Origin of the sequence: Shewanella sp. 10N.286.51.B7, from assembly GCF_002873615.1 — a bacterium.
GTDB lineage: Bacteria > Pseudomonadota > Gammaproteobacteria > Enterobacterales > Shewanellaceae > Shewanella > Shewanella electrodiphila.
The window spans coordinates 20,502-39,873 of sequence record NZ_MCUF01000038.1 but is presented as its reverse complement, the minus strand read 5'-3'; the positions used below and the strand labels follow the sequence as shown (position 1 = coordinate 39,873).

General features: G+C 40.5%; 13 protein-coding genes. 10 read left to right on the top strand and 3 right to left on the bottom strand.

The features are described from left to right. The first annotated feature begins 83 nt into the window (after positions 1-83). Complete coding sequence (locus BCU84_RS12070) at positions 84-431, top strand: hypothetical protein (RefSeq protein WP_102528340.1); 348 nt, start codon at positions 84-86, stop codon at positions 429-431. Positions 432-510: 79 nt separating this feature from the next. Here BCU84_RS12070 and BCU84_RS12065 read toward each other — a convergent pair whose 3' ends face one another. The 3 genes from BCU84_RS12065 to msrP all read right to left on the bottom strand — a co-directional run bounded on the left by BCU84_RS12065 (position 511) and on the right by msrP (position 3,557). After that, a complete protein-coding gene (locus BCU84_RS12065) occupies positions 511-1,356 on the bottom strand; it encodes a magnesium transporter (RefSeq protein ID WP_102528339.1) in 846 nt (281 codons plus the stop codon). Positions 1,357-1,917: 561 nt separating this feature from the next. After that, positions 1,918-2,526, bottom strand: a complete 609-nt coding sequence (gene msrQ / locus BCU84_RS12060; protein ID WP_102528338.1) for a protein-methionine-sulfoxide reductase heme-binding subunit MsrQ — start codon at positions 2,524-2,526, stop codon at positions 1,918-1,920. Continuing rightward, on the bottom strand, positions 2,523-3,557 hold the full coding sequence (gene msrP / locus BCU84_RS12055; RefSeq protein ID WP_102528337.1) for a protein-methionine-sulfoxide reductase catalytic subunit MsrP: 1,035 nt from the start codon (positions 3,555-3,557) through the stop codon (positions 2,523-2,525). Before msrP ends, msrQ begins: the two co-directional genes overlap by 4 nt. Positions 3,558-3,757: 200 nt before the next feature. On the opposite strand from msrP, the gene rmuC reads away from it, so the two are divergent. From rmuC to BCU84_RS12005, 9 genes are all read left to right on the top strand, one after another. Continuing rightward, entirely contained in the window at positions 3,758-5,239 is a 1,482-nt protein-coding gene (gene rmuC, locus BCU84_RS12050; protein WP_102528336.1) for a DNA recombination protein RmuC, read from the top strand. A gap of 198 nt (positions 5,240-5,437) precedes the next feature. Next, a complete protein-coding gene (locus BCU84_RS12045) occupies positions 5,438-7,387 on the top strand; it encodes a transglycosylase SLT domain-containing protein (protein WP_102528335.1) in 1,950 nt (649 codons plus the stop codon). A gap of 154 nt (positions 7,388-7,541) precedes the next feature. After that, positions 7,542-8,453 carry a MoxR family ATPase gene (locus tag BCU84_RS12040; protein WP_102528334.1) on the top strand — a complete coding sequence of 304 codons (912 nt, stop codon included), beginning with the start codon at positions 7,542-7,544 and terminating at the stop codon, positions 8,451-8,453. 5 nt (positions 8,454-8,458) lie between these two features. After that, positions 8,459-9,535, top strand: coding sequence for a DUF58 domain-containing protein (locus BCU84_RS12035; protein WP_102528333.1), 1,077 nt, complete (start codon positions 8,459-8,461; stop codon positions 9,533-9,535). Continuing rightward, entirely contained in the window at positions 9,525-11,633 is a 2,109-nt protein-coding gene (locus tag BCU84_RS12030) for a DUF3488 and transglutaminase-like domain-containing protein (RefSeq protein WP_102528332.1), read from the top strand. The genes BCU84_RS12035 and BCU84_RS12030 overlap by 11 nt, the downstream gene beginning before the upstream one ends. 1,181 nt (positions 11,634-12,814) lie before the next feature. Continuing rightward, positions 12,815-14,002, top strand: coding sequence for a reverse transcriptase family protein (locus tag BCU84_RS12020; RefSeq protein ID WP_102528330.1), 1,188 nt, complete (start codon positions 12,815-12,817; stop codon positions 14,000-14,002). A 4-nt stretch (positions 14,003-14,006) separates the two neighbouring features. Continuing rightward, a complete protein-coding gene (locus BCU84_RS12015; protein WP_102528329.1) occupies positions 14,007-14,213 on the top strand; it encodes a retron Se72 family effector protein in 207 nt (68 codons plus the stop codon). Between the two features lie 265 nt (positions 14,214-14,478). After that, positions 14,479-18,252, top strand: coding sequence for an exodeoxyribonuclease V subunit gamma (recC, locus tag BCU84_RS12010; protein WP_102528328.1), 3,774 nt, complete (start codon positions 14,479-14,481; stop codon positions 18,250-18,252). Then, on the top strand, positions 18,252-19,372 hold a 1,121-nt coding region (locus tag BCU84_RS12005; RefSeq protein ID WP_157936221.1), incomplete at its 3' end, for a UvrD-helicase domain-containing protein. The genes recC and BCU84_RS12005, both read left to right, overlap by 1 nt.

Genomic DNA, 19,372 nt, shown 5'->3' with positions numbered 1-19,372 from the left:
TACGCATGAGAATATATTCTCCTTTGCCGCTATATTGCCGCCTCTTAGCCTAATTTCACTTAAATTTGTAGAAGGAAACTACCATGTGGTGGCGCCTTGTTTTTATCACTTTAGCTTATATATTACTGGCAGCGCATTTCATGCGTTACGGTCAAATAAATCTAGCAGTGTTGTGCACCATGTTGCCGTTGCTGGCATTACTCAAAAATAACTTCATAAATCGTATCCTTCAATTAGGTCTCCTCGCTGGCACATTTGGCGTCTGGGGCGTTGTTACTTTCCAATATATTGACCTTAGAATTTCCATGCAGCAAGACTGGTACTTGCTCGCCGTAATTATGGGCAGTGTTATTGGCTTCAGCTTATTCTCAAGTTACTGTATAAATGGCTTAGTTAACCCTCCAAAACATAAAGATTGTTTATTTAGATAGCCAGAATTAGACACAAAAAAGCCGAGTTCAACTCGGCTTTTTTGTGTCTGGCAAGCGATATTTTTGCCAAATAATTTTGTTAGCTAATGCCTAAGAACGCATTCACAATACTGAAGTAAATCCACATACCAGAAATATCGACAATCGATGCCAGTAATGGGCTAACAAGTACTGCGGGATCTAATTTACATGCTCTAGCAATAATCGGTAACACACCACCAAGTGTTGTTGATATGCTGATTTGAATAAACAGTGCCACAGCAACTGCACTGGCAATAAGCTCTAACTCAAAGCCTCCCGTTGACATACCATCACTGAAAAACATCACCCTTGCGACAATAACAAGCGCAATCACCAAACCAATAATTAACGCCACTCTGCTTTCTTTCCAAAGTACCGACAACCACTGACGCTTTTTAAGCTCTCCAGTGGCGAGTGCTCTAATCACTAAGGTTGCCGCTTGAGCCCCAGTGTTACCACCAGCAGCTGCAATAACAGGCATATAAATCGCTAACAGCATTAATTGGCTCAGGGTATCTTCATAACTGGCAATAATTAACCCTGATACAATCCCTAACAACGCTAAACCTATAATCCAGCCTATTCGCTGCTGAACGTGGGCGAAAACCCCTGTGTTTAAATAGCCTTTGTGGGGTTCAACCTCTGAGAGAATGATCCCTAACTGATGAGCAAAATGCCTTGCTCTAACATCTTCACCAACAATATCTAATTCAGCAATCAACTTTTGCACATGCACAACAGAGCACCCACCAAGAATATTAACTGCGTCTTCAATAGGCATTGAGGTCAACAACGCTATTTGTTCATCTTGAGTGTATTGAGTAAATATTTTGGTATTTGGGGTAGACTCTTCATTCGGTAATGACACTGAATCATAAGCTAAGGCTTTATTCATTAGCTTCATGGTATATCTCTCTATCATGTATAGCTTAACCAACCAATTGATAAACGGCAGGTATTATCCATTAGCCACCTTTAAAAGATGCTAATCATTTTAAATACAAATGTATTTGTGGTGTCGAGTAGAGATTTGGGAGAAAAAATAAAAAGATAACAGCATATTGAATGTGTTCTAAGCCACTGAAGGGCTAGACAAAATTGACAGGCCGACAGGTGTTATTTTTCTCCCTTTCTACTAGGAGGATAGTCGGTCGTTTTCATTCTCGTCTCCAATTATGACTGGCTATTCCAGCGCCGCGTAATATATCAAAGAGATAGGGAAAGTAACAAGAAACCAAGATGTGAAAAAGCCAAAAGTAACAAAGGTATGACACAAAATCAAAGTCAGTAAACAGAAGCGGTTTAGCCTCCCTTTATTGATAACAAAAAATCAATCAAGGTTTCAGCGGGAGCACTAAACCAAACTGTCTCTGGCTTTAATTAAAATCTATTGTAAAAGTCTATCGTTAAGGACTAATGCAATGAGCTTATGTAAAGTGCTTATGTAAAACGTTTAGGCAAAAAACTATGCTCTACCAAATAGCCACTGTTTGATAGATTTTCGTCTGTACCAAAGTAACAAAGCGAAGATGCCAATAAAAATACTGGGTTCGATAATTTCAGATTTAACTGACCAGTAAAAATGGATCGGCGCGAGTATTGCCATAACATAAATCCAATTATGCAAAGACTGCCAGCGTTTTCCCAGTTTACGCTTTACCGCTTGAAAAGACGTTAATGCTAACAGCGTCGCAATAATCAAACTGGCAGCGCCGACTAAAATATACGGACGTTTAACAATCTCTTCAAACAAAAATCCCCAAGCAAAAAGTAAATCTAAACTAATAAAGGCGGCAATATGTAAACAAGCATAAGCAAACACATATAAGCCCACTAACCTTCTAGTTTGCAGTAGCAAGCCTTGCTTAAATCGCTTAGCAAGCGGTGAAATTAGCAAGGTTACCACTAAAGCATTCAGCGCGCCCATGCCTGTATAATGAATAATATACTGCACTGGATCACCACCAGCATTATCAGTTAACACCATCAAAACTAGATAAATTATTGGGCTTAAAAAACTAATATGCAGGCATACTTTAAGCCAAAATAATCCTCTTTGAGTTAAGCGCTTCAATAGAACTTCCTTAAATCTAAACCTTTATACAGATCGGCTACTTGTTCACCATAGCCATTAAACATTTGTGTCGGAATACGTTTCGCTGAAAATAACCCACCCTCACCAATACTTCGTTCAGAGGCTTGTGACCACCTAGGATGATCAACTTGCGGGTTTACATTGGCATAAAAGCCATACTCATGTGGTGCCAATTGGTTCCAACTGGTTGGTGGCTGTTTATCTGTTACGCGAATTTTAACCACCGATTTAATGCTTTTGAAACCATACTTCCACGGTAGAACTAAACGCACTGGCGCTCCATTTTGTGGCGGTAAGGTTTTGCCGTAGAGTCCAACGGCTAAGAATGGTAATTCATTCATCGCCTCAGCAATCGTTAATCCTTCAACATAAGGGTAATGAATACCCCCGCCCATTAAACGATTTCTTTGACCAGGCATCTGATCTGGGTCGAATAGAGTTTCAAATGCAACATGAGTCGCTTTATTCGACACTCCTGCCATCTTAAGTAATTCAGCTAATGAAAACCCTACCCAAGGAACAACCATCGACCATGCCTCTACGCAGCGTAAACGATAAATCCGTTCTTCAAGATCAAATTTGGTGGTTAAGTCATTCAAATCGAGCGTTAACGGCTTATCCACTAAACCCTCAATCCTGAGCTCCCATGGATTAACTTGAAACTGCTGCGCATTGTCAAACGGATCTTGTTTGCTGGTACCGAACTCATAAAAGTTATTATGGCGAGTGATTTTATCTTCAGGGGTTAAACGATCAACTATTTGGAATTGATTAGGCTTACTGTAATCAAGTCCCTGTACAGCAAAAGGAGGCTTTTCTTCGCCGCCAAACAAATCAAATAATCCTGCTTGAACTTGCCCTGGTAAACTTGCCCCTAAAGCGCCAAGCCCAAGTGCTTTAATGATGTTACGTCTATCACTAAATACACTTTCAGGTGTCACTTCATTTTCCTTAAGAGACCAAGAAGGCGTATTGCCAACGCCCTTAGTAAAGCCTTTTTTAGACACCATAAACTACTCCTTGCTATTCCCGAAAAACGAGATTATTCACTGCGATTAACTATAAGACAGTTTAATACGAATATAAATTTCAAAAAGTTTAGCTTTTGAGTTTATTAATTAAGCGCTTAAGTATTAAATCCACTTTAACTCCCTTGCGCCCATACTAGCGGCATGAGAATCTTAAGCATCATTTTTATCTGGTCGACATCATGACGCTTCCTACTTCTTTATCTATCGCTGAAATCATCGCATTATCCGCAGCGGCCTTTTTAGGTTTACTCATAGGCGCATTACTTAATCAACGGTTAACTCGTCAACGTTGGGAACAACATCGAGACAAAATTGCGGCTGAGATGACTCAGCAACAATCTGATTTTGAGATAAAACAGCAGCTATTAGCGCAACAGATTGAAGACAAAGAACAAGCACTGGCTCAAACAAGAGAAAGATCAGAATTACTCATTGCCCAATTATCAAAATTAGAAGCTCAAGCCGAGCGTATTCCTCAATTAGAACAAACCTTAGCTGACGGCCAGCGTAAGTTCATGGAGACTCAACTGGCGCTTTCCAAATCAAATGCAATGCAACAAAGTATTCAAACCCAAGCGAATACCGAAAAAGTCGCATTGAATGACAAAATAGCTTTACTAGAAAGTGCAGAAGAAAGATTAAAGCTTCAATTTGAAAACCTTGCTAATCGTATTTTTGAAGAAAGAAGCGAAAACTTTAAACAGCAAAATGTCACTCAAATTGATGGCGTTCTAGGGCCGCTTAAACAACAACTTGAAGGGTTCAGACAACAAATCCGCGAATCATATACTCAAGAGCAAACTGAGCGAAGTGCTTTAAAACACCAACTTGATCACCTTAAAGATCTCAATCTTAAAATGAGCCAAGATGCAATTAACCTCACCAAAGCGCTTAAAGGTGACAATAAGCAACAAGGTAATTGGGGTGAAGTCATCCTTGAACGTGTACTACAAGAAAGTGGTTTACGTGAAGGTCATGAATATGACACCCAGCAAGATTTAAAAGATGAGCAAGGCAAACGCTTTAAACCCGATGTCATTGTTCACCTTCCAGAGCAAAAAGATGTGGTCATTGACGCAAAAATGTCACTGGTTGCCTACGAGCGATTCTTTAATAGTGATGATGAAATCGTTCAACAGCAAGCGATTAAAGAACTGGCCTTATCGATTCGCCAGCACATTAAGGGCTTAAGCCAAAAGGATTATCACAAACTACACGGTCTTAAGAGCCTTGATTATGTGTTGATGTTTATTCCAATTGAACCTGCATTTTTATTAGCACTTGAGTCAGACCCTGCTTTGGTAAGCTTTGCCCTTGATCATAATATTATGCTTGTCAGTCCAACAAACTTATTAGTTGCTCTGCGCACCATTAACAATATTTGGCGTTATGAATATCAAAATCAAAATGCTCAAAGCATTGCCGCTCAAGCAGCTAAGATTTACGACAAGCTATGTGGTTATGTTGAAGACATGGACAAATTAGGCCGCGCGTTAGAAACCGCAGACAAAACATATCAGCAAGCAATGAGTAAATTGTCACAAGGTAAAGGCAACCTAATAAGGCAAGCACATATCATGCAAAACCTAGGGGTCGAAACCAGTAAAAATTTAGATCCACAACTCATTAATAAAGCATTAGATGATTCAAAAGAGCACTAAAGGGTATTTTAAAACGATTAAAACCGATTTAGCAGCGCATAAGTGAGCATTTGCACTATTATTTTTGTTGAGCTTACCTGAAACACAGGGTAGAAATACTTAAGCCGTATTATTCCAACTGGCGAATAATACCAATACTATAAATACTAAAGTTGAGTTTTCGCAACGAAGTCGTACTGAGACGGAGATCTCATTATTATGCGTAACATGGTGTATTTTTCAATTGTCACGGTTGCTCTGCTATTTTTGCAGGGCTTTAGTCATTGCGTTAGCGCTAAAGAAATCACTTATAGCGCTCAACAGCAGCTTTATCTGGATGCACGTATAGCACTGGATAAAAAACAAATGAAAACTTACCAAAAATTACGCCAGCAGCTTGGTGATTACCCACTTAATGTATACCTTGATTATCATGAAAAAAGTGCAAGCATATCAAACCTTAATGGCAAGCAAGCCCATCAAGCCATAGAAGCATTCAATCAAACCCCGCTATACAATACTCTGCGCTATCGGTATCTGAAAAATGTAGGTAATCGAAAACAGTGGGACAACTTTCTTGCTATCTCACCGACGGTCCCTAACGATACAGCTTTGCAGTGTTATTACTTTCGCGCCCAATTGTCCCAAGGTAATGAAAAAATTGCCTACGACGGCGCAGAAAGGTTATGGCAATATGGCCGTTCTCGTCCTAAGGAGTGTGATGTTTTATTTAGCGAATGGACTAAAGCAGGTAAGCGAACTCAAGCATTAATATGGTCAAGAATGCTATTAAGCTTTAATGAAAGCCAATACGGTTTAACTCAATATCTGGCTAGAAAGATTACTAAGAATAAAGCTGAAGCAGATCTGCTTATTTCGGTTTATCGCGACCCGAATAGCTTGCGTCATACTCGTAAGTTCTCGTCTAAATCTCCCATGGTTGGCGACATTGTCACTGTAGGGCTGCGCAAACTGGCACGCAAAGATTTAAAACAAGCAGTCAAACTTTACAAAAAGTATGACAAAGCGAATCGCTTTAATGCCATTAAAGGACAACAACTTAATCGTTATATTGTCCGCCGTGCTTTAATTTACAAAGAAGCTGATTTACTTGAACATATCGACGCGAGCTTACCTATATTAGACTCAGATGACTTGTTTCAAATTCGTCTACGTTGGGCCATTAGCGAACAAGACACTGCCACCATCAAACATTACCTCGCATTACTAAGTGACGACGTGATTGATGATTCCCGCTGGCAATATTGGCAAGCACGCTATCTTGAAGAAAACGCTAAAAATGATGCCGATAAACAAACATCAGCACAAATTGCCAAACAGTTAAGTCAAGCGCGTAACTTTTACGGTTTTCACACCGCACAAACCATCAAAGCGCCCTTGGCAATGAACGATGACAACTTACAGTCAAACCCTGTTCTTGCCGCGAGATTAAATGATGATCCAGCCATGGCGAGAATTATTGAACTGATTGCCATGGATAAAACCCGTGATGCTCGTAATGAGTGGGTGCACATGCTTCGCAGGCAGAGCAATCCAATGCGTGCAGAGTATGGACTGTACGCCCTTGAACAAGGCTGGTTTGACTATAGTGTTGAAGCCAGTATTCAAGCAAAGCAATGGAACAGTTTACAACTACGTTTTCCACCTGCTGCCCAAGCTGAATTTGAAAAGGCCAGTAAAATATATAAGGTCAATATTGACGAAGTGCGCGCTATCGCACGACGTGAAAGCGCATTTTACCCCTATGCTACATCAGGTGTCGGCGCCCGTGGTTTAATGCAACTAATGCCTGCAACCGCTAAAGAAACCGCGCGAAAAAACAAACTTACATTTAAACGCAAAACTGATTTATATCAGGTTGAATATAACGTACAACTGGGCAGTGCCTATTATGCTGAGCTACTTAAACAATTCAATAATAATCGCGTATTAGCCTCTGCGGCTTATAATGCTGGGCCACATCGCGTGAAGCGTTGGCTTAAAGAATCAGACGGTAAGTTAGACGTAATGAGCTTTATCGAAACGATTCCTTATAAAGAAACCCGAGAATACGTCCAGGCGGTACTCAGTTACCGTTTGATATACCAACAATCCCATAGCCCTGAAAGCAGTATGTTTAGCACTAAAGAGCTTAATTTTATGTATTAAATGTTTTGTACAAAATTAACGCAAGATTTAATAAACATTTACAGCTTAATGCCGTTAAGTGCTTTCCTTCTAATTAATGACAAGGTAACGTTATAGTTTCGATGTATTTGTTAACAAATATGACCAAACCATTTGTTAACTAACGGAGTCCTGAGTGCCAGCGTCAAAACTAAAACAATTATTATCGCAGTTAGAAAGTGTATTACTGGGTAAACCTGAACAAATTAAACTGGCGGTTGCCTGTATTTTGGCAAAAGGTCATTTATTAATTGAAGATTTACCCGGCATGGGCAAAACCAGTTTATCCCAAGCGCTTGCTACCTCTTTAGGCATGAGTTATCAACGCATCCAGTTCACCAGTGATATGTTACCTGCCGATATTCTTGGGGTATCAATTTACCAACAGGAGCAGCAAGAATTTACTTTCCATCCTGGTCCCATTTTCAATCAGATGTTGCTAGCTGATGAAATCAATCGTGCTAGCCCTAAAACCCAAAGTGCATTGCTTGAAGCCATGGCTGAGCGCCAAATCACCTTAGACAGCACCACTCACCCATTACCAAAACCTTTCTTTGTTATCGCAACACAAAACCCTATCGAGCAATCAGGTACTTTTCCTTTACCTGAGTCGCAATTAGACCGCTTTATGATGCGTATTTCGATTGGTTACCCAAATGAGCAAGCAGAACTGGAAATGCTCAAAGGACTCACTTCACGAAATACTGCTGAGCCTTTAGCACAATGTTTTACACCCAATGAACTCATCAGCTTACAAAATCAGGTACAAAAGGTCAGTGCTTCTGATGCTGTGCTTAAATACCTTATTCATTTAGCCCAGTTCTCTCGCCAGCAAGCCGATGGCAATGGCCTGTCACCTCGAGCGAGTATTGCCTTATTGGACGCAGCTAAAGCATGGGCATTTATTCATCACCGCAATTATGTAGTGCCTGAAGATATCCAAGCGGTATTTCACTGCGTGGCTGAACACCGTATTCGCACTAATAATCAGTTACAAGGCCAAGCCTTATCAGATCATATTCTTGCCAGTGTTAACCCAATTAGTTAACTAGCATGAAAAAATCAGTAAAGACTGAAGCCCATTATCAGCCTAAGCCCAAATGGTATACACGCTTTATTCCCCAAAGAATTAAGCAACGTTGGGGCCGCTGGCTGAATAAGCGGATCCCTCCCAATAAACAGGTTACCCTGACTCATAAGAGTATATTTATTTTACCCAGTGGCTTTGGCATAGCGTGGTTTATGCTTATTGGCGTGCTGTACCTTTTTGGCACTAACTATCAAAATAACTTAGTTATCGGTTTAAGCTTATTACTGGCGAGCCTGCTGCATACCTGCATTATTTACAGTTATAAAAACCTCGCAGGGTTAACTTTAACCTCGCAAACGCCACCAGAAACCCAAGCTAACCAAAGCATTGCTTTTCCTGTGACCTTAACCAGTAAAGCAAAACCAGATAACAAACATACCAGCCATCAACAAATCTGCCTTAACTTTGCAGAGCAGCGACATGTGCGCCTGACTGATATTGGTGAGTCTAGTCAATCAAGTATCACATTCACACCTCAAGAACGCGGTCGTTTCAACCCTGGGCGCATTAAGGTGTCATCTAATTTTCCATTGGGTCTGTTTCGTACTTGGTCTTATGTTGATTTAGATATTCACCATATTATTTATGCCGAGCCAAAAACTAGCCAGGTCTCGTTAACCAGTCTCGATGACGATAACAGCAGCGAGTTTGAGCATGGGAAATTACAATCTGGTGTCGATGATTACAAAGGCTTAAAAACTTATGTAGAAGGTGAATCGTTAAAACAAGTCGCCTGGAAACAATGGGCTCAAGGTCGAGGAATGCTCACCAAAGAATTTGCTCAGCCAGAAGGAAAACCTGTGTGGTTAAGCCTGGACGATACCGATGGTAATAGCCTTGAACAAAAACTCAGCAAATTGGCATGGCAAGTTAATGTGCTATCTCAAGGGCAACAAGTATTTGGTTTAGCCCTTAAGCAACAAGTGATTGAACAAAATAGTGGTGAAATACACCGTAAACAATGCCAGCAATTAATCGCCTTATATGGCAAAAAAATCACTGATGCAACGGTAGAAACAGGAGTCAATGATGAAAAGTAATGACTCATTTTCTCAAACAGCTCAGGCGAAAAATGATAAAAAGCAATTTATCGAGCAAGATAACTTTAACGAAAACATAGGCCGAAATACCCTATTTTGGTTGTTGATGACTAATGCATTAGTGCTATTTCCCCTTTATCAAGATGCCACCTTATGGAGCATTGGCATTTGCGGTATTTGTTTTGTTTGGCGTGTCGGTATTTATTTCGGCAAAGTCGCCGCACCGCCCAAATTACTGGTTACCAGTCTTGCTGTTGGCGCCGCAGCCACCTTGGCATTGGTGGCTAAAGAAATCGGTATGCTTAATGCGCTAGTTAACTTACTTTTACTTGGGTATGCACTTAAATACATAGAAATGCGTCAAATACGCGATGTAAAAGTCGTCGTGCTAGTGGGTTATTTTCTTATAGCGTTTGCCTTGCTTGAACGACAAAGCATTTTAGACACCATTCAATTGTTGTTTGTTTGTCTTGTTAATACCTGTGTACTAATCAGCGTGTATCAACATAGTAGCCGCAAAATAAACTTAAGTTTTGGATTCAAACTTTTTTTGCAAAGTTTGCCGCTGGCGCTATTACTGTTTGTGGTATTTCCAAGGCTGCCACCTTTGTGGCTTGCACCAAGCATGAAAAACGCAACAACGGGCCTTTCGGATGAAGTCTCACTGGGCGATATCAGCAAGCTAACTCGCTCACCTAGTCTCGCATTTCGCGTCGGCTTTGATAACGAAACCAATAACACCGATAAATTACAATTAGTTCCCAATGAGCAACTATATTGGCGCGCGCTCGTGATGGAAAATTACGACGGAACAACCTGGAAGCAATCAAATTTCAGAAAGAATGAACAGCGGATTTCATATGGGCCTTTACCTAAACGTAAATTGCCGCATACCATTGAGCAGTCGAATCCATATAATTACCAAGTTATCACTGAGCCAACTTATCAAAAATGGCTGTTTGGATTAGATCAATCCTTTACCAACACAGAACAAGTGGCTGAACTTAATGACTTTCGACTGTTTTCATTACGTAATATCGACCAACGCTTTAGCTACCGCGTCACGTCTTACCCTAATAGTTCACTTGAATTGTCATTACCACCGATAGCCAAGCGGATAAATTTGACTTTACCAAAAGAAACGAACCCTAAGACACAAGCATTAGCCCAACAATTTGCCAAAGATTACCCTCTCCCACGTGATCGTATCAACGCGATGATGGGCTATTTTGCAGAGCAACCTTATTTCTATACCTTAAGTCCACCGCCCATCGGTGCTAACCAAGTGGATGATTTTCTATTTGATAACAAAGCTGGTTTTTGTTCCCACTATGCTTCAGCGTTAGTGTTTATGGCACGTTCAAGTGGCATACCAGCACGTATGGTGGCAGGTTATCAAGGCGGCGAATACAACCCTAAAGCCGGTTATTACAGTATTTACCAATATATGGCACATGCTTGGACAGAAGTCTGGTTAGAAGGACAAGGCTGGGTCCGTTTTGACCCAACAGCGATGATTGCCCCAAATCGAATTTTAGATGGCTTTGATGCCATGTTTGCTGGCCAAGATAGCTATTTACAAGACAGTCCATTTACCAGTTTACGCTTTAAAGAAATCCCTTGGCTTAACAACATCCGCTTGCAATTGGCCAGCTTAGATTTTTATTGGAGTGTTTGGGTTTTAAGCTTTGATGAAGAGCGCCAGCAACAGGTATTAAGTGAGCTGTTAGGCGAAGTAAACAGCAGTAAAATTATTGTTTTAATGATTATTAGCTTTAGCATTATTGCTTTAATCATTGCCTATTTTGCTGGCGTGTTTACTGTTCGCCCAAAACAAGACCCGATCATTAAACGTTATAACCTGATTTGCACTAAGTTAGCTAAAAAAGGTTACTCACGGAATACCATGCCACCTCAAGCCTTTGCTACTTTTATGCATCACACAGTGAGTGAGCAACAACCACAATTAGCAGAAGATTTTAACAAGATGACAGAGCACTTTATTGCACTGCAATATCAGCAGTTGAGTGATAAGCAGATTGAGCAACATCAAATCTTGTTTAAACGCTACTTTAGGAAAGTCAAAATGGGATTGTAGGGTTAGCTCTTTAATTTTAGCTTTATTCATTTGAATAAGATCAACGTCGTGGCGCTTCGCCCACACCAGAGCCAAGGGGGAAAGCGCTTGTCCCCCTTAACAATCCCTCAGCGCCCCAGACGAAAAATGCTGAAAAACGCATAATTTTCGATGGGGATTGATCCAGCTTTTTACTTCCTTTATAGATCGCTTCGGCCTTAGTCGAAAATGCTAACGCTTCAGATGGTGCATCCTTGCACCGCTAAAGCTAAGCTCACATCCATGTGAGCATCACGCTATTTTCTCTGCGTCCTCAATTCAAATTGAGCCTTGTGGTTTTTATGGTCACGAATAGAGTTAAATCGAAGAGATAAAAATCCCAGTGTAGATGCGTTCAAGACCTTCGAAAACATGGATGTTTTCGTAGAGCCCACAGGGATGTGTTCACGGCGTGTCTTGGATGCATCTGCACATAAGCCTGCGGCAGGCAATTAATTAAGTTGAAGATATGGTGTTCCATAAACTAGCCAATACAATTATGGTAACGTACCCACAACCCACAACCCACAAAGTTGATAATTGTAAAATTAATTATGTGTGTCAAAGTTAATTGATAAAAAATTCTTGAACCTATTTACACGCAATAATTATATGTATATCATAGATTTGTGGGTGCTATTCACCCATTTGCTTTTGTATTTCATTGTGTAACAAACAGAAAAACGACGCTCTTTATGAGCGAACCTTTAATACATATTATTGGTTCATGACCCGCATCCGTGGACATTCAACTCCGAATAAGACGCAAAAAAATTGCGCCCTATTCCGAAGGCGATTATGACGACGGTTGTCTGGCACTGATAAGAGAAGTCGGCTCAAAGGTCATTACTAAGATTTCTGTATGCGTTTTTATTGGTCTGGCAGACAATTCAGTCAACAACCTATAAGGACAAAAAAATGTTTAAATTTAACTTTAACATGCGTTACACAAATAAAACTGAAAACACAGAACTCGTGGTTGGAGCCAATTGCGAATCATCTGAACAGCAAGATGACCAGAGCCCAAAGGGAACCTTAGGACTAATTTTAGACTACGCCCCTTTGGCTGTTATACTAATTGATATAGTACCAATACTTTTGGATACGATGTCTAACATGTTCTAACAGCTGACTTCTCTCTTTCAAATATTTATTGGTACTATATGGACAAGCCACTATATCCATGCTCTTCAATCGGAACACTTGATGTACTTTCGAAAACTTTAGGTGTCCACCCTAAAAAACTTAAAAGCATAGCAAGTAAAGTTAATGATTCGTATAGTAAATATGAACTTCCTGCTCACCCCACTACTGGAAAAGTTCGTGAAGTGTTTGAACCCAAACATGAACTAAAAAAAATTCAAAAACGCATTAACTCCAGAATTTTTGAACATATTATTTTCCCAGAATATTTACAGGGCGGAATCAAAGCCACCCCTGAAATTGCACGTGACTACATCGCAAATGCAACTATTCATGGTAGAAGCAAAACCCTTATCAATCTCGATGTAAGGAACTTTTATCCCAATATTAAAGAAAATGTAGTAAGCGATATTTTTAAGTACTTCTTTAAATTTAGTGATGAGGTTGTAGAAATACTAACCAAAATAACAACTTACAATGGTAGCTTACCCCAAGGTGGTTGTACTTCAAGCTACCTAGCAAATCTAGTTTTCTACAATGACGAATATCGCCTATTTAGCTCACTTAAAGGGAGAGGACTTAGATATACACGTTTGCTCGATGATATTACTATATCTTCTCCCCAACTTATTGATAAAGAATTATCAGTGCAGCTAATTAAAGATGTTGCTGCATTGCTAAGAAAAAGAAATTTAAATTTAAAATCAAATAAAACCAAAATTACTAACCGCTCTGAAATACATAAGGATTTTGAAGTTACAGGTTTATGCGTTCGGGCTGCAAAACCCAGAACCAGGAAAAAAGATCGAATGTATGTCCGACAACTAGTTTTTAATTGCGAAAAAATGGCTGTAGAGAGCAAGAGTAGTGAAGAGTTTCATAAGTTGTGGAATAAAACCTCAGGATTAATAGCTAAACTTGACCGGTTAAAAAAATCACATGCTAAAGATTACCGTAAGAGGTTATCAGTGATTCTACCTATATATGATCAGTATCAAGAAAATAAAATAATTAAAAGGTCAAAAAGAGCTCTTAAAGTTCCCATTACTTCTCACTCTCAATGGGGCACAATTCAACAGTACAATAACCTAATATATCAATTAGGCATATTAGGTAGGACAAAAAAAGGGTTAGCTAAAAATCTAAGAAAGTCTCTAAAGTTGCATTACTCTTCAGTACCTACAATAAACAAATTTTGGGAGCAGTAAAATAATGCACTACACAGGGATTATAAATACTTTTAATGATTTTAAAGGCTTTGGGTTTATACGAAGAGATAAGGGAAAGGATGCATATTTTTCAATAGATGATTTCACTAATGAGGTTGATATTGATTCAATAATCATTGGTACTGAAGTGACATTTGATATTGTAAAAACAAAAAAAGGCCCTAAAGCATTTAATATAATACAATTATAATATTGAGACTAAACCAACAGGTGGCCAGTTAAAAACATTTTATGACCACCGAAAGTTACCCACATTCTAAAAAACAATGATAAATATATGCTTCTGGCATTCGATATCATAAAGTGAATACTGCTATTACCCCGCTCTAAATTAATGAGAACACCCACAATTTTTGCTTGCTATTTTAGCGTTTAAACTCACTATCTAATAAAAGCCTTTCAAACCTAATAACAACCTCTTAGAATGGTTTTTATCATCAGTTGCCGAGTCAGTAATGCTTAGATTAATTCAATCGAATCAGATGGAAGTTTTGTCTGAACAGCTTTCCAAGATGTTAGCCATTCCCCTTGATAATGCTAACTTACTGGCCAACGAGCATGTGTTAGTTCAAAGCCCGGGGATGTCGACTTGGCTGCGCTTAGAAGTGGCAAAATACAATGGTATCGCTGCTGCTCTTTCGTTCCCTTTACCGTCCAGTTTTACTTGGCAGTTATGCCATGAACTCTTACCTAACGTCCCTAAAGACAATGCTTTTACCAAAGCGGCAATGACGTGGAAGTTAATGGATTTATTGCCAAGATTATTAACTGATGAAGATTTTGCACCACTACAAGCTTACCTAACACCCGAAGCCGCAAACACAGCTTCAAATGTAAGTGATATTAAAAGTGCTGATTTAAGCTCTGACACAAATGAATCCATCCCTAGTAGCAATAATTTGACTAGACTTGCTAATCAACATCAACAGCATTTTGATGCGATGAAGCTGTATCAACTTTGTGGCCGCATTGCCGATATTTTTGACCAATACTTAGTTTATCGTCCGAGCTGGATTTTAGGTTGGGAAAGTAACGAGCTGCCAATCAAGCTTGAACAAAATCAGCTATGGCAGCCCAAATTATGGCGTGCGCTAATCGAATATAACCAAGTTGAAATTAACGGCAGTCATTATCACCGCGCCAACTTGCATCAAGAATTAATTAATGCGCTCAAACAGCCGCAAACCGTTATCAGTTCTTTGCCTGAACGCTTATTTGTTTTTGGCATTTCATCAATGCCGCCGCAAACTCTTGAGGTGCTTTATCACCTTGCTGAGCGCATTGAAGTCATTATGTTTTCCCTTAGCCCTTGTCAGCATTACTGGGGCGATATTGTTGACCCTAAAGCGCGCGCGCGAATGGCGCTGCAATATGCCGATAAAAAGCAACTCGGTGAGTCATGGGAAGATAAATTAGAAGTCGGTAACCCGATTTTAGCCAATAACGGTAAAATGGGCCGCGAGCTGTTAGATTTAATGCTCGAGTTACCCGCTGAACATACTGACTTTAGTTACGATTGCTACATCGAACCTGAACAATCCGCCGATGAGCTAAACCTGTTGCAAGGATTACAATTTGATATCTTGCAAATGGAAACGTTAGGTCAACCATTAGGGCCTGATGCCCACTTTTATCAAAATACTCAAGCAAGAAGAAGTTTACTGCCAACCGATGATTCAATCACTTTACGCAGCTGTCATAGCCCGCTGCGCGAAATTGAAACCTTACACGATCACTTATTAGCATTGCTGTCCAATGATCAGCAATCAGCGGGCCTGCTACCTAAAGATATCGTAGTAATGATGCCTGATGTCGCCGCTTATGCACCGTATATTGATGCGGTATTTGGCACCAGCAACAGCCAGTCACACCAGCAGCAAGGTAATTTTTATATCCCTTACGCCATTGCTGATAGAGGCGCTGCGCAAGAGTCGCCACTCATCAACAGTTTCTTAAATTTATTGGATATAAATCAAAGCCGTTTTGGTTTAACCGATATTTTAAGCATTCTTGAAGTCCCTGCTATTTTACGCAAATTCCAGTTAGATGATGATGGCCTTCAGCTTATTAGGCGCTGGTTAGATGATGCCAATGTTCGTTGGGGGCGAGATGAACACACCCGATTGCAACAAGGTGTGCCTGGGTTTAAGCAAAACTCATGGGCATTTGGGGTCAGTCGCCTTATTCAAGGATATGCTTTTAATGATGAATCTTCGATTTATCATGACACCCTGCTCGTCAAAGGCGTTGAAGGACAATCGGCGCAAACATTAGGTCACTTGCTCAACTTTTTAGAGTCCATTGATGACTATCAGCAGCAACTTGCCAGCACTTGCCCAACGCTTGAGCGCATCGAACAGTTATATCAATTATTAGAGGTATTTTTTGAAGCTGACGATGATGAGCGTGAACAAGTGCAAACCATCCGTGAAGCGTTAACAGCGTTAAAAGAAGAACTTGAAGGTGCGGGTCATCAAGGCGAACTCGACATTGAAGTGCTTAAGCAATGGTTTAATCAACGCTTAAATGAATCCCGCGTGGGGCAGCGCTACCTTGCAGGTAGTGTTAACTTTTGTACTCTGATGCCAATGCGCTCTATTCCCTTTAAAGTCGTTTGCTTACTGGGGATGAATGATGGCGTTTACCCACGAGTTCAACACCCTGTAGGGTTTGATTTAATGGCCCACAATGGTGCCATTAAAGGCGACCGTTCAAGACGGTTAGATGACCGTTACTTATTTTTAGAAGCCCTGCTTTCTGCAAGGCAACAATTATACATCAGCTATATCGGTCATTCTGAACGTGATAATGCTGAGCGCATTCCGTCGATGTTAGTCTCTGAGCTGATTGAGTATTATCAACTGTGTTATTTTGCCGACTATTGCTTTAATAGCTGTAATATAAGCAATAGCGATTTAAACAAAAACACAACACGCGAAAACATATCCAATGAAGCTGCAGACCAAGCCATTATTGATCATTTAATTATCCAGCAACCGCTGCAACCATTCGATGTGAAACTATTTCAGTCCGAGGTATCTCACTCACCGTCGCAGCAACAATCTGTTTTACAACAGAGCTTTAGCCACCAATGGTGTCCGCCTAAGTTTAATGATCCGCTAACAGCACAATGGCAGTCCACATTTATTAACGCATCGCAGCCTATTGCTATAGATATACAATCAGAGTTAACTGATGCAGCAAAAGATCATCAACATACTCTTGAGCTATCTGCATTACTGCGATTCTTTAGAAGCCCTGCGCAATTCTTTTTAAATCGAAGCCTAAAAGTGGATTTTAATCTGCGTATTCAAGCTGATGATAATGATGAACCTTTTGGCTTAGATTCACTGGAGCGTTATAAACTGCAGTCAGCTTTAATTGACAGTGCGTTGCAGCACAAACTAGAACACGCTGATATTGAGTTTATTAACCAGTTAAAAGTCAGTGGCTCACTTCCCATGAAGCCATTCGATGATGTGCTATTAGACCGTTACCAGAATGATATTAAGTACGTTATTGGTAGAGTGCAATATTTAACTGGAGAAGCGCAAAAGACTTCCGAACTAGATGTTGATCTTAGGTTTGATGACATCTGTTTCAGTAGCAGCAATTTTAACAACAGTACTCTTAATAGCAGCATTACTCGACAAACCATTGCTGTCAATTTGGTTGGTCGCATTGATGACATTTACGCGAAAGGCCAAGTCAATTATCGCCCAGGTACAGCCCATGGCCGAGACTTTTTACGTGTCTATTTGCGCCATTTATGCTTAAACGCATCAGGGATTGAAAAAAACAGTTACCTGCTGGATATCGGTCATTTTCATGCTTTCACAGCAATAAAACCAGAGGCAGCGCAGCAATTACTGCAACAATTTGTTCAGGGCTATTTCAATGGCCAAGCGCAGCCATTGTGCTTTATGCCGCGCACCGCACTCGCCTATGTTGAAGCTGAAGGTTCACATTCAGAAAAACTCCATGAAGCGCAAAGCCAGTGGCTTGATGAGCAGACAGAGTTTGGTGAAGGAAACGACCCGCATAACAAACGCTTATTTAATTTCCCGAATGACTTTACGGAACAAGGATTTGGTGACACAGCCATGCAATTACTTAAGCCAATGCTGAGCGTATATCACAAAGGCACCTTGGCTGATTTAGACGAGTACATCAATGAAACAACATCGGTGAATAATATCGATGCTATCTGTACAGAGGGGCAAGCATAATGACCAAGGTCACTACACTCAACCCCCTCACCTTACCATTCACTGGCAGCAGCTTAATTGAAGCCAGTGCCGGTACAGGTAAAACCTATACCATTTCGGGTTTATATTTACGTCTATTACTGGGTGGTAAAGACGGAGAAATCGAAAGAGCGCCATTAACCTGCGAGCAAATCTTAGTGGTGACCTTTACCAATGCCGCCACAGAAGAGCTGCGCGATAGGATCAGAAAACGTATCCAGGTTGCGTTTAAGTGTTTTATTGGGCTTGATACTGATGATGAATTTGTCTCTCAGCTTTACCAGCAAATACCAGAGTCAGAACGCTCAATAGCCCTAAGACGATTAGATTTAGCATTAAAATCATTAGATGAAGCCGCTATTTTCACCATTCATGGTTTTTGTCAGCGGATATTATCTGACATGGCATTCGAGTCATCATTGCTATTTGAATCAGAATTTACTCTCGATGACAGCGAGTTTTTACACCATGCAGTAAGAGATTTTTGGCGTGAAACCTGTTATCCATTGCCAGCGGTCTTAGCCCAAGTCATCGCCAATGAGTTTGGTAGCCCTGATGAGTTAGCTAAACAATTAAGGCAGCTATTAGGCGCAACTCAGGCTAAAACACCGTTTATTGCTAAAGACTTTAATCAACTGACTGACGAACTCACCCAAAGCTTGTCACGCTTTAAAATGCGCTGGGCAGCAGACAGTGAAGCAGAATTAACGCTGCTGCACAGTTTGCCGCTAAATGGCGCCCGCTTTGGCAAAAAAGCTGATGAATACCCGAAGCTTGCGGCTATGTTTGATAATTTGACGAACTGGGTTAGCTCAGGCACTGGTTTACCGCCAGTAAAAACACTTGAAATGCTGGCGTTATCAGGGTTAAAACTGAATAAAGGTGGCACCGTTCCTACGCCACAAGAAGCGCCTTTATTGGATCACATTGAGCGCTTATTTGATCTCATTAGCCAAATAAAACCGGCATTCTTGGTGCGCGCAAAAGACGGGATTAAACTGCGATTCGCGCTGCAAAAAGCCCAACGAAATTTAATGACCCCAGATGACTTGCTGATCACTTTAGCAGGCGCGCTAAACTCAACTGATACTGATACTGATAC

What these genes read in the sequence shown, in the direction of transcription:
- BCU84_RS12030 (WP_102528332.1), top strand. Translation starts at nt 9,525, where the DNA reads ATGAAAAGTAATGACTCATTTTCTCAAACAGCTCAGGCGAAAAATGAT.
- BCU84_RS12035 (WP_102528333.1), top strand. Translation starts at nt 8,459, where the DNA reads ATGAAAAAATCAGTAAAGACTGAAGCCCATTATCAGCCTAAGCCCAAA.
- msrP (WP_102528337.1), bottom strand. Translation starts at nt 3,557, where the DNA reads ATGGTGTCTAAAAAAGGCTTTACTAAGGGCGTTGGCAATACGCCTTCT.
- rmuC (WP_102528336.1), top strand. Translation starts at nt 3,758, where the DNA reads ATGACGCTTCCTACTTCTTTATCTATCGCTGAAATCATCGCATTATCC.
- BCU84_RS12020 (WP_102528330.1), top strand. Translation starts at nt 12,815, where the DNA reads ATGGACAAGCCACTATATCCATGCTCTTCAATCGGAACACTTGATGTA.
- BCU84_RS12015 (WP_102528329.1), top strand. Translation starts at nt 14,007, where the DNA reads ATGCACTACACAGGGATTATAAATACTTTTAATGATTTTAAAGGCTTT.
- BCU84_RS12045 (WP_102528335.1), top strand. Translation starts at nt 5,438, where the DNA reads ATGCGTAACATGGTGTATTTTTCAATTGTCACGGTTGCTCTGCTATTT.
- BCU84_RS12065 (WP_102528339.1), bottom strand. Translation starts at nt 1,356, where the DNA reads ATGAAGCTAATGAATAAAGCCTTAGCTTATGATTCAGTGTCATTACCG.
- BCU84_RS12070 (WP_102528340.1), top strand. Translation starts at nt 84, where the DNA reads ATGTGGTGGCGCCTTGTTTTTATCACTTTAGCTTATATATTACTGGCA.
- recC (WP_102528328.1), top strand. Translation starts at nt 14,479, where the DNA reads ATGCTTAGATTAATTCAATCGAATCAGATGGAAGTTTTGTCTGAACAG.